Origin of the sequence: Paracoccus sp. M683 (genome assembly GCF_007096355.1) — a bacterium.
In the GTDB taxonomy this organism is placed as follows: Bacteria; Pseudomonadota; Alphaproteobacteria; order Rhodobacterales; family Rhodobacteraceae; genus Paracoccus.
In genome coordinates, this window is record NZ_VKDF01000029.1 from 1 (window position 1) to 11,886 (window position 11,886).

11 protein-coding genes are annotated in these 11,886 nt (G+C 59.0%); 6 read left to right on the plus strand and 5 right to left on the minus strand.

The annotated features are described in order from the left end of the window. Positions 1–438: 438 nt before the first annotated feature. The gene (locus FNJ84_RS20930) at positions 439–1,332 is read right to left on the minus strand and encodes a helix-turn-helix transcriptional regulator (protein WP_143795157.1); all 894 of its coding nucleotides are present in this window, start codon (positions 1,330–1,332) and stop codon (positions 439–441) included. 202 nt (positions 1,333–1,534) lie between these two features. On the opposite strand from FNJ84_RS20930, the gene FNJ84_RS20935 reads away from it, so the two are divergent. From FNJ84_RS20935 to FNJ84_RS20960, 6 genes are all read left to right on the plus strand, one after another. Then, a complete protein-coding gene (locus FNJ84_RS20935; RefSeq protein WP_143795158.1) occupies positions 1,535–1,783 on the plus strand; it encodes a hypothetical protein in 249 nt (82 codons plus the stop codon). A gap of 84 nt (positions 1,784–1,867) precedes the next feature. Continuing rightward, on the plus strand, positions 1,868–3,193 hold the full coding sequence (gene dcm / locus FNJ84_RS20940) for a DNA (cytosine-5-)-methyltransferase (protein WP_221932025.1): 1,326 nt from the start codon (positions 1,868–1,870) through the stop codon (positions 3,191–3,193). 1 nt (position 3,194) lies between these two features. Beyond that, the gene (locus tag FNJ84_RS20945) at positions 3,195–4,778 is read left to right on the plus strand and encodes an ATP-binding protein (RefSeq protein WP_185968631.1); all 1,584 of its coding nucleotides are present in this window, start codon (positions 3,195–3,197) and stop codon (positions 4,776–4,778) included. Continuing rightward, on the plus strand, positions 4,771–6,981 hold the full coding sequence (locus FNJ84_RS20950; RefSeq protein WP_143795160.1) for a Z1 domain-containing protein: 2,211 nt from the start codon (positions 4,771–4,773) through the stop codon (positions 6,979–6,981). Before FNJ84_RS20945 ends, FNJ84_RS20950 begins: the two co-directional genes overlap by 8 nt. Continuing rightward, the gene (locus tag FNJ84_RS20955) at positions 6,971–7,957 is read left to right on the plus strand and encodes a PD-(D/E)XK motif protein (RefSeq protein WP_143795161.1); all 987 of its coding nucleotides are present in this window, start codon (positions 6,971–6,973) and stop codon (positions 7,955–7,957) included. The genes FNJ84_RS20950 and FNJ84_RS20955 overlap by 11 nt, the downstream gene beginning before the upstream one ends. 68 nt (positions 7,958–8,025) lie before the next feature. After that, positions 8,026–8,742, plus strand: a complete 717-nt coding sequence (locus FNJ84_RS20960) for a hypothetical protein (RefSeq protein WP_143795162.1) — start codon at positions 8,026–8,028, stop codon at positions 8,740–8,742. Positions 8,743–9,218: 476 nt separating this feature from the next. Here the strand turns inward: FNJ84_RS20960 and FNJ84_RS20970 are convergent, their stop codons facing one another. The 4 genes from FNJ84_RS20970 to FNJ84_RS20990 form a co-directional block, all read right to left on the minus strand. Then, complete coding sequence (locus FNJ84_RS20970; protein WP_143795163.1) at positions 9,219–10,775, minus strand: IS66 family transposase; 1,557 nt, start codon at positions 10,773–10,775, stop codon at positions 9,219–9,221. Between the two features lie 54 nt (positions 10,776–10,829). Next, positions 10,830–11,183, minus strand: a complete 354-nt coding sequence (tnpB, locus tag FNJ84_RS20975; protein WP_143795164.1) for an IS66 family insertion sequence element accessory protein TnpB — start codon at positions 11,181–11,183, stop codon at positions 10,830–10,832. Next, positions 11,180–11,485, minus strand: coding sequence for a transposase (locus tag FNJ84_RS20980; RefSeq protein ID WP_139616678.1), 306 nt, complete (start codon positions 11,483–11,485; stop codon positions 11,180–11,182). The genes tnpB and FNJ84_RS20980 overlap by 4 nt, the downstream gene beginning before the upstream one ends. Positions 11,486–11,785: 300 nt before the next feature. After that, the coding region (locus FNJ84_RS20990) for a transposase domain-containing protein (RefSeq protein ID WP_143792218.1) at positions 11,786–11,886 on the minus strand (101 nt) is incomplete at its 5' end.

The window sequence follows — 11,886 nt, forward strand, 5'->3', positions numbered from 1 at the left end:
CAGACCGTCTATCGGGGCATCGAACGGGTGCGTTCCCGCTTCATCCTGACGATGACTGCCAACAACCTCGCGCGACTGCCTCGGCTGTTGGCCGCATGATGACGAAAAACCGCGTCAGTCACACACACGCGTTTCAGAACAAAAAGCGCGCGGCCGGGCAGCAAAGCCGGCAACCAAGGGAAACCATTCCAGCCCCTCGACTAATTCAGCAGCCTGCTAAGGGCCAAACCCAGGCGCATCCCCGAAGCCGAAGCCGAAGCCGAAGCCGAAGCCGAAGCCGAAGCCGAAGCCGAAGCCGAAGCCGAAGCCGAAGCCGAAGCCGAAGCCGAAGCCGAAGCCGAAGCCGAAGAATTCCTGTTCACCCGCATCTTCGACGTCAATCCAGATGATGATGTCTTGCAGGGCGATGCACCCGATCAGGGCACACCGATGCCCTGATCACATCCCGGGGGTTTGCGCCCCCTCCACCAGCCTCGTCACCGACCAGCCGCCGCTGTGCCCTTTGCGCAGCCAGACCGCGACCAGCTGAAAGCCGCTCTGCGGCCAGTCCTTTGGCGTGTCGATCAGCACCAGCTCAGCAATGCCGAACCCGGCTTCGTCCAGATCACGCAGCCGCGCCTTTGTCGTCAGATTGGTCAGCGGCGCCAGCCAGACGATATTCGGCGCGATCGTGATGGCATGGCGGCTAAAATCGCGCAGCCGCGACCACGGCGGATTGGTCATCACCCAGTCGACCGGCCTCTGCCAATCCAGGAAATCGCGGCCCTCGGTGATCTCGCACCAATCCCGCTCGAGATGTTCGGGAAAGCGGTCGTGGAACGCCCCTTGGCCTCTGGCCGGGTCAAGCACCGCGCCCGTCATCCGCCCGGCGAAATGCGCGATTACCCCTGCCGCCAGCTCCGCCGGCGTCATCACCAGATCCTGCGCCGGGGCATTCGTCACCGGCACCAATCCGCCACGTCCTGCAGGATTCGCCCGCAGGACCGACCTGACACCCAGCACTGCCGCCGCCCTGACCAGCGTCGCGACCGTCGCGCCCAGATCCCTCTCGAGCGCAATGATCACCGGTCGGCTGACCCCGATCCGAGCGGCCAGTTGCGCCTGGCTCAGCCCCCGAGCCCGACGCCGGTCCGCCAGAGCCCGCGCCGCCTGCGCGCGATCCGGCACCCAGCCCCAGCGCAGATCCAGCACCGCCATGACCGCGACCAGCGCCCGCACACCACCCTCGCCCCGCTCGAGCGCCCGGAGCGTCGGCAGACTGATCCCGGCCGAGCCCGCGACTGAAGCCTGCGTCAGTCCGAGTTGGCGACGCGTTGTGCGCAAGGTATTCATGTCAAGAATTTCTTTCGTTATGGAACTCAAAAAGGAAACGATTTATGACACAATCTGCATCAAATCATTGGACCTGTGCCAGACGGAAAACGTCGAGAAGGGCGGAAAGCGGACATGCGGTGGTGCAGCAGGGCGTTTGCAGCATCGCTCATAAGCTGTCGTCGTCTAACAGGCTGCTGAAAAAGTATTTTGGCATTGCTTCGTGGAGGAAATTATCCCGGCGTTGTCAGGAGAAGGCCAGAAAACCGTGCGTTTTGGCGCGCTGGCGGACCAATTTCCCTGTTTTCAGCGCAAGGTCTGGTCGCGTCATGACTTTTTCAGCAGCCTGCTGAGTATTGAAGTGAAACACGCTTACGCCCGTCAACAGTTTTTACTGTGCATCCGCCGTGGTGCATACCAAGCTCCTTTCCGCCGACGCATTTCCACTCTAAGCGCGCAGGTCTTGCGTTGACATGGCGGCGAGCCGCTATATCGTGTGGCTAGCTCTGCTTGGCGGTTCAAGGACACCGCCAACGCCCATCCGAAACTCTTAGTTGTGAGCCTGATTGCCTTGGTCCAGACGAAATTCATCGATCTTTTCGCTGGTCTTGGTGGATTTCATCAGGCGCTGAGCGCGTCAGACGGTCACTGCGTCTTCGCCTCAGAGATCAACACCGATCTGGCCGCGTTGTACGAGAAGAATCACGGCATCAAGCCCCATGGTGATATCCGCAGCGCTGACATTTCCATGATTCCTGATCATAACGTCCTGTGTGCAGGTTTTCCCTGCCAACCATTTTCCAAGGCTGGGGAGCAAAAAGGATTGCAATGCCCGCAATGGGGCGATCTTATCGACTACGTGATCGACATTTTGCGCGTGAAGGAGCCGCGCTTCTTCATCATCGAAAATGTGCCAAACCTTATCCGCCATGATGGCGGCGCGACGTGGCAGAACATCTGTACCCGGCTTCGTGCGCTCGATTATGATATCGACTTCGCACGTTTATCTCCTCATATGTTCGGCGTGCCGCAAAAGCGTGAGAGGGCCTTTATCATTGGCGATCGCGAAGGGCTTGGCGGCTTTTCCTGGCCAAAGCTAAATAATCAAGCACAGCTTTCCATCGCATCCGTTTTGGACGATGACCCTGAAGATGCACTGCACTTGAGTTCAAGCCATGTTCACTATCTATCGGTCTGGCAGGAGTTTGTAGCTACCTTTCCGAAGGGTAAGGAGCTTCCGTCATTCCCAATTTGGGCGATGGAATTCGGTGCGAATTACCCCCTCGACGGACTCACTCCGCTTACGCGCGGATATCGTAGTTTGGGCCGCTACAAAGGCGCGTTTGGGCGATCATTGAAAGGGATGTCGCCAGCAGAAACTGAGGCTGCGCTTCCAGGATATGCCCGTACAAAGTTGGAGCGCTTTCCGGCGTGGAAGATCGATTTCATCAAAAAAAACCGTATGTTCTATACTGAACACAAATCGATCATCGATCCTTGGATTGATCAGATCAAATCCTTTCCGCCCAGCTTCCAGAAGCTCGAATGGAACGTCAAAGGCGGTGAGCGGGATATCTGGAAACACATCATCCAATTCCGGGCGAGCGGTATTCGCATCAAAAAGGCCGATACTGCCCCTTCACTCATTGCGATGACAACGAGCCAGGTCCCCATCATAGGCTGGGAACGGCGCTATATGACGCCGCGCGAATGTAGCCGCCTGCAAAGCCTTGATCTCACCCATTTGCCGAGCACTAAGAACGGTGCCTACAAAGCCTTTGGCAATGCCGTAAATGTTGAAGTTGTGAAACGCATCTTCGCCGCCCTTGTCACCAGAGAAGATGCATCGGAGTCCGCGCAGCGGGCCGTTGCCGCAGAGTAATATGAGTCGCCTGAACACGGTCAATATCCGGCCCGGTGTAAACGTCCTTTCAGTGCTGCCGCACCTCAACTACAAGGCGTGGTACGCTCTGGCCGAGTTTGTTGATAACTCGATCCAAAGCAGTATATCGCGCCGTAAGGACTTGGAGGCAACCTCGGGCGGCTCCTACGTACTGCGGGTCGATATCATCTTCGATGCGGACGACAGCCGGATCTTGGTTCTCGACAACGCTGCCGGGATTGCCTCGTCCGACTATCAGCGCGCTTTCCGGCCCGCCGAAATCCCGCCCGATGCAACAGGCCTGTCCGAGTTCGGCATGGGCATGAAGAGCGCCGCGTGCTGGTTCGCGCCGAAATGGAGCGTCCGCTCCAGCGCACTTGGCGAAAGAGACGAGCGCACCGTCTTCTTCGATATTGACCGTATCGTCCATGACAGCATTGAAGAGTTGAATGTCGTTACTTCGGTTGCGTCCGAGGACAAGCACTATACGGAAATCCGGCTGGAGGACATTCGCCGCTTTCCGAAAGGCCGGACCATCGGCAAGATCAAGGAGCATCTGGCCAGCATCTATCGCATCTTTTTGCGCTCTGGCGCGTTGGAACTCTTCGTAGACGGTGAGAAGCTGAGATACGACGAGCCCAAGGTCTTGGTCACGCCATCCTACAAAGACCCCGATGGACCGCAGATCATGTGGAAGCGCGATATCGACATTGATCTCGGGCCAGGAAAATCAGCGACCGGCTTCGTTGCCATCCGTGAGAAAGCCGATACCCGCCTTGCCGGTCTCGCGCTCTTCCGGCGCAACAGACTGGTCCTTGGCAGCGCCGATGAAACCTACCGACCAACCGATATCTTCAAACGGCCAAACAGCTATGAATCGCAGCGCATCTTTGGTGAAATCCACCTGAAGGGCTTCAGTGTTTCTCACACTAAGGACGGTGTTCAGTGGGGCGAGCATGAAGACGAATTTCTTCGCAAGCTCTACAAAATACTGAACGGCGAAGACCTGCCTATTATCAAGCAGACACAAAAATACAGGGCCTTGGAGGACGCGCGGAACGCACGCAAGGTCGCCCGCAGCGCCGCTCCCGCCGTGGCCAAGCAGTTCGATCACAGAACCCTAGTTACATCTCAGCAGGCGTTTCCAAGCGTTGTATCGCCAAGCCTTGAGCCTTCGCCGGACGAGAACCTTCTCGATGTTGGGGAGCAGCTTGACGCGGTTGCGGAGGGAGAGCGCGATGATTTTCAGTTCGAGTTTTTGTTCCGGGGGACGCCTTGGATCGTAAAGCTAGAATTGTCCTATGCCGACAAGGAAAGTGACTGGCTTTCCATCCAGAGCAGACCAGCCATCACAGACCCTGATCCGCGCGAAGTGCTGATCCGCGTGGCCATGCTACATCCGTTCATGGCGCAGTTTCCCAATCTCGACTCGGAAGGCTTCGCGGCAGTGCTGAACATCGCTGCTACCATGGCGTTGTCAGAAGTCATCGCCACGGAGCTTGCCTCGCATCACCCCAAAGCAATCCGGCAATACACCAATGAAATCCTCAAGAACCTTGTGACGAGGACTGTCCCCGATGAGTGACGAAGGCATTATCCAGATTCACGAGCGCCAGACGTCCGGCAAGTGGAACCCGGCGCAAGGTCCGGCTCTGACGCGCCTTCTTCAGTCAAACACATCACTTTCAGACACCGAGAAGACCCGGCTTGTCTCGGAAACCTTGTCGATCATGCGTCAATGCGCTGATCCCAAGAATCGAGGCGATCACAATACCGGCCTGATCATCGGCTACGTCCAGAGCGGCAAGACGCTTTCCTTCACAAGCTTGTCCGCGCTCGCGCACGACAACGACTATCAGATCGTCCTTCTTCTTGCCGGAACAACCAACAACTTGGTCGAGCAATCCTTCGAGCGTCTGAAGAAGGACTTGGAGGTCGAGAAGAACCGGAACTGGAAGCTGTTCTCGACCAGAGACAAAGGCTTCCAGGGGGCCGAGGTGGAGCGGGTCAAAAGCGAGCTCGCGAAATGGCGCAAGGGGAGCACGCGCTCGCGCACAGTGCTGATCGTCTCTATGAAGGAGCATCGCCATCTCGATCATCTGGCCACACTGCTCGCCGGGGTCGATCTGACGAACGTGCCGACGCTCATCATTGATGACGAAGGCGACCAGGCAGGGATGAATACCAAGGCCCTGCAACAGGAAGAGAGTACGACCTACGCGCGCATCACGGCGCTGCGCCGTCTTTTCCCGCATCACAGCTATCTTCTCTACACTGCCACGCCGCAAGCGCCGCTTCTGATCAGCCGCATCGACACGCTCTCGCCCGACTTCGGCGCGGTGCTGACACCCGGAGATGCCTATGTCGGCGGCAAAGAGTTCTTTGTGGACGGGCCGGACAAGTACATCGAGCTCATCCCGCAAACCGATGTGCCGGACAGGGACGATCCGCCCGCGAGCCCGCCTGCCAGCATGCTGGAGGCCCTGAAAGACTTCTTCGTCGGCGTCGCCATCGGCCTGCGCGAAGAAGACGATCAGGGCGGCGGCAATCGCTCCATGATGATCCACCCGGCCATCCCCAAAGCAGATCATCTCATGTTTGCGAGATGGGCGAAGAACATGCGCGATGAATGGGCGTCCATCTTGGACGACCCGGATCATCACGCCCATGACGACCTGCTGGCAGGCTTTCGCGCGGCCTTCGAACGGTTGAGCAAGACCTACGCCGCCAATTACGGCTTTGATCAGATCGAACCGCTGCTCTTCGACGCCGTGTCAGAAACCGCCATCGCAGAACTCAACACGCGCGAGAAGACCAAAATCCCCTCCATCGACTGGAAGGGCGACTACAGTTGGATCCTGGTCGGCGGCATCGGGCTTGATCGCGGTTTCACGGTCGAAGGCCTGACGGTCTCCTATATGCCAAGGTCCGTCGGCATCGGAAACGCCGATAACATCCAGCAACGCGCGCGCTTCTTCGGCTACAAGAAGCGCTATCTTGGCCTATGCCGCATCTATCTGACGACAGAAAACATCGAAGCGTTTCAAGACTATGTATCCCACGAGGAATCGGTCCGTTCATCGATTTCCAAGCACATTAAAGATGGCGGCGGCCTGAAAGACTGGCGGCGCACCTGGTTCCTTAGCCAGAGGTTCCAGCCTACACGGCGCTCCGTCATCTTGCTCGACATGTACCAGTCGCGCGGACGCGAAGGCTGGATTTACCCTGACTATCCCTATGAGGATACCGGCTTCGTCGCCGATAACCGCGAAACGGTGAACCAGCTACTCAGTGCGTTCGACTTCTGGGAATACAAGCGGGACGGCTGGAACCAGCAGCAGACCATTCCGGCGTTCAGCGATGGCATTCCGCTCAGCGAGATAATCCCCTTCATCGGACAAATCCGCTACAAGAACCCCGGCGATAGCTTGCAGCACTCAGCCATCATGGTCGGCCTTGAAAAGCTCGCCAGTGAAGACCGTGACATGCGGTGCGGGGTCTTTGCCTTCTCCGGCCCGTGGTCGGGCGTTGAAGCACGCCGCAGTCTCGATACCAAAGACCCGCCTAAGATCAGAAACCTCTTCCAGGGTAGCAACGCTCGCACCAACTATCCAGGCGCGCGCCAAATTCGGTCCGATGACACAATCACCTTCCAGATTCATCGCTACCACCTAGAGAACGCCGCCAAGAACCGCGTGCTTCTGGAAGATTTGCCCGTGCTTGCCGTGCACATCCCCGAATCCCTGTCTGAGCGTGTTTGGGTGGAACGAGAGGACCATGCTGTTTGAGACATATCAGGAGCTCGCCCGTCGGTTTCCGAATGCCTGCCAGCATCTCTTCGGGAGCAAGATCGATAGTGCCCAAGGGCTCTGGCTTTCCGTGGATGCGCAAGGGCAGCCCTATTTGCTCTTCGAGATGGCCGAAGATGATGGCCAGCCTGATCTGAAGCTGAAAGCCGTCGAGGTTCGCTTCGCATGCCCCTGCGATATCCAGTTTCAGGATGAAGGCGCTCTTTCCGGCACTTACACGCTGGTTTCCCTTGCCAATGACGACCCAGACATCATCCGCGTCTTTCTCCGCCTCTTGGAAGAAGCGTTCCTGGCACCCGGCGCGGATCAGTCACCAGCGGCGGTGCGAAGCCAAATTCTTTCGATTGCAGACCTCTTCACGCGGTTGAGCGACGATCTGAAAGACGTGGTAGGGCTCTGGGGCGAACTGCACATCATTCGCACCGCTCAGAATGTGAACGCTGCAGCCAGGGCGTGGTCATCGTCAGCCCGTGCGCGGTACGACTTCATGACCGAGCACTTTGCGCTGGAAGTAAAGACAACCTTGAAGTCTGCCCGGCAGCACAGGTTTTCGCTTGAGCAGCTTCGCCCCAATGCGGACATTCAGGTCTATGTCGCTTCCATCTTGCTGGCCGAGTTACCGGGCGGCGAAGCGGTGTACGAGTTGATCGATGAGGTTTATGCTGCGCTGGACGACGCTGACAGCCGCGCCCGGTTCTTTCGTCAGTGCCTGCGCAAAGGCGGCGCGGATATCTATGGATCTGAGTTACGCTTAAGCACGTTGCCGGACTGCGCATCTATAGCGCTCTTTGATGCAGGCACTTTGCCTGTGCCATCCCTATGCGGCGAGGATCCGATTTCCAACGTGCGCTTCGATCTTGAGCTTGGTGGCCTAGGGGCCGTCACTCCTGTTACTCGCCGTCAAGTTCTTAGCTTCAGTAACGTTGGTCGATCGGGTTCGCTGCGCCGTACGTGAACCGCCGACGTAACGGGCAGTGTGCCGTGCCGCGGTCATAAAATCTCTTTAGGAGAAACGGAATATCGATGAAGCAGATGCGGGATTATGCTGACGAGCGACACAAAGGGCGCTGCATTCACTGTAATGCTGACTTGGGAATTGCCGAGAGTAATCTCGACCATGTCCCTTCAAAAAGCATACTTGATCGCCCCTTTCCGAATGACCTTCCCACCGTCCAGATTTGCAAGTCTTGCAACACTTCGTTTTCGAATGACGAAGAGTATTTCACGGCATTCTTGGGGTCGGTTCTCGCTGGGACCGCAGACCCGGATCAACAGGTTGTAGAGCGGTCTGAGAAAATACTCGGCAACAACCATCGCCTTCAGAATGAAATCGTGTCCCAACTTCAGATCGTCAAAGGCGCGGATGGAAACGATCAGGTCACGTTTGTCCCCGACATAGCGCGTATTCAAAATGTCGTTATAAAGAATGCCCGCGGGCATGTCCTGTTCGAACATGGACAGCGGGCCGAAGGTGAACCGGCGCATGTGGCGATCCACCCGATCCCTACCTTGTCCCCGAATGCGTTAGCCAACTTCGAAACCATCGACTACCGGGCCGGATGGCCGGAGGTAGGCAGTCGCCTGATGCAGCGCCTTATATCTGGCGAGGATATGAGGCCAGATGGTTGGGTAGTTGTGCAACCAAACGTATACCGCTTCGCGGTTATGAACCACGGTCAGTTTATCGTTCGAACGGTGATCCGCGAATATCTCGCCACTGAAGTGGTGTGGGACGACTGAAAATTTCCCCCTGCTCCTACACATTGTCGTCAATTCGCCGACGGAAATGCTGCGTGGTGTATGAATGGCCGTTCAAGGGAATGCCGCGCTGCGGCGGCAAGACGTTCCGAAAGTCAACTAAGGGCCGAGGGTGCGTCAAAACTCGGTGGCGGGATCTGTTTGAGGGTGGCTTACCGAGCTGCCCGACGTGGAGTTGTCAGGTCTCCCTTTTTCGCGGTCGTCGGCCTGATGGGCCTCTCCAGACGCATCGCTGCGCCTGAAGCGTAACCATCCGGCGTAGGCCGCGGACGGGTGTCCGTGCTCAGGGAGTGGGCTTGGGAGCTTTGTAACCGTCCGGCCTGACCGCTCTGCCGCGGGGAGATAGAGGCGGATAGTGTCCACCATTGATAGTGGACACTGTGGTGATGGCGTGGCGCGTCGGACGAAGCGGCTTTGGACGGACGAGGAGTAAGCGGTCGCTGGCCCCCACTGTCGACTTAGCTTGACGGCTTGAAGTTCCACGGTAGCAGGTCATCGAGGCGGCTTTGTGGATGGCCGGTGGCGATCGCCGTGAGGGTGGCCTTCAGATAGGCAAAGGGCTCAATGCCGTTGATCTTGCAGGTCTCGATCAACGAGGCGATGCGGCCCCAAGCAACGCCGCCTTCGTCGTGACCTGCGAAGAGCGCATTCTTGCGATTGAGGGTGATGGGGCGGATCAGATTTTCGACCCTGTTGGAGTCGATCTCGATGCGCCCGTCGGTCAGGAAGGCTTGCAGCCCTTCCCAGTGGTTATGGATGTAGGTGAGTTTTTCGCCCAACCGGGATTTGGTGGAGATCTTTCGGCGTTGCGCCTGCAGCCAGCCGCCGAAGGCTGCCACCAGCGGTGCGGTGCGGGCTTGGCGGGCCGAGAGGCGCTGGCCGGGCGAGACACCGCGGATGTCGGCCTCGACGGCGTAGAACTCGGCGATGCGGCGCAGCCCCTCAGCAGCGATGTCGGAGCCATCGCGGTCGAAGACTTCCTTTAGTTTGCGCCTTGCATGCGCCCAGCAATGCGCGACCCGAATGGGGGCACCGCCCTTGCGCGAGGGTTTGGTCAGCCGGTTATAGCCTGTGTAACCGTCGATTTGCAGAATGCCATCGAAGCCGGTCAGGAAGGTCTCGGCATTCTCGCCCGCGCGGCCGGGGGCATAGAAGTAGACCACGCCGGGCGGGTCCTCGCCGCCCCAGGGCCGGTCATCGCGCGCCAGTGCCCAGAGATATCCGGTTTTTGTCGTCCCGCGCCCCGGGTCCAGCACCGGGGCCGTCGTTTCGTCCATGAACAGCTTGCCCGACCGTTTGAGATGCTCGGCCAGCCGATCCACCACCGGCGTCAGATGGAATGCGGCCTTGCCCACCCAATCGGCCAGAACGGCGCGGTGCAGATCAAGGCCCGCCCGCGCCAGGATCTGGCTCTGTCTATACAACGGCAGATGGTCCGCATACTTGCTGACCAGCACATGGGCGAGCGTCGCCTCGGTCGGCAGCCCGCCCGTGATCAGGCGGGAGGGTGCTGGTGCCTGAGTGACGCCGTCGGTGCAGGACCGGCAGGCATATTTCGGGCGGACGGTGACGATGACGCGCAGCTGGGCAGGCACGATGTCCAGCCGCTCGCTGCGGTCTTCACCGATCTTGTGCATGATGCCGCAGCCGCAGGGGCAGATCAGGCTGGCGGGCTCGATGACTTCTTCGATACGCGGCAGTGCAGCCGGCAGGTTGCCGATATTGCGCTTCGGCGCGGGCCTGGTCGCCCCCTTGCCCGCCCTGGTGGCCTGCGTTTCCCTCGAAGCCTCGACCTCGGCCAACGCAATGGACAGGTCCTCGAAAGCCAGCTGCCGCTCATCCTCGGTCAGCTTTTCCGACCGCTTGCCATGCAGGGCATGGTTCAGCTCGGCGATCAGGTGCTCCTGGCGTCTAGTGATGTCCTTGAGAGCCGCCACCTCTTCCAGCAACGCCTGAACCGCCGCGCGCTGCGCGTTGGGAATGGCGGAAAGATCGAGAACAGAGGCTGCGAACATGCTCTGATTTTATCAAGGATCTCCGGCAAAAACATGGAAAATCAGACAACTGATTCATTCTGCCGCAGCAGGGGGGCGGGTTTCCAGAGCTTTGACCTTGCGCCAGTCGAGCCCGGCAAACAGCGCCTCAAACTGGGCATGGTTCAGCGCCATGATCCCGTCCTTGACGGCCGGCCAGGTAAAGGTTGTATCCTCCAGCCGCTTGTAAGCCATTACCAGACCGGTGCCGTCCCAATACAAAAGCTTCAGCCTGTCCGCCCGGCGCGAGCGGAACACGAACACCGTGCCGGTGAACGGATCCTTGCGCAGCACCGACGACACCAGTGCAGCCAGGCCATCATGCCCCTTGCGGAAATCGACGGGTTTGGTCGCAACCATGATCCTCACGCGGTTGGAGGGGAAGATCATGGGGTAGCCGCCAGGGCGCGCACGACCATGGCAATCCGCTCCGCCGAGGCCCCGGCTTCCAGACGGATCACCACCGCGCCCGCGACGATCTCCGGCCGGGCCACGGCACCGACATCGGCCCGCGGCGCATCTTCAGCGGGGCCGAGCAACAGCGCCGCAAACTCTACCGGATCTTCAGGAGCAGGCAGCACCAGTCGCCCTTTCCGCGCCAGCGTCCGCCAAGAAGAGACATGGTTCGCCGGCACCCCGTGCCGCCGCGCAACGGTATTCACGGTCACGCCCGGCATCAGCGTCTCCGCCACAATCCGCGCCTTTACCTCATCCGGCCACTTCCGGTTCCGACGGCCGCGGCCGCCAGCCGGGAGAAGCTCCAATGCAGACTCCATGGAGAAACTCCGTCCCAACAATCATCGCGGTCCAATGAACCGATCAGAATGCCGCGCGGAAGGTGGGGGGCAGAGAACGCTTACGACGAGGAGAAGCGATCGATCTGCTTCCAGACCACCGCGCCGGGGGTTTCGGTTGCGCAGGTTGCCCGCCGCTACGCGGTGAACGCCAATCTGATCTTCAAGTGTAAGCGGTCGCAGAACAGCACGGTCAGCTTAGCTTGACGGCTTGAAGTTCCACGGCAGCAGGTCGTCGAGGCGGCTTTGAGGGTGGCCGTTGGCAATCGCGGTCAAGGTGGCCCTTAGATATTCGAAGG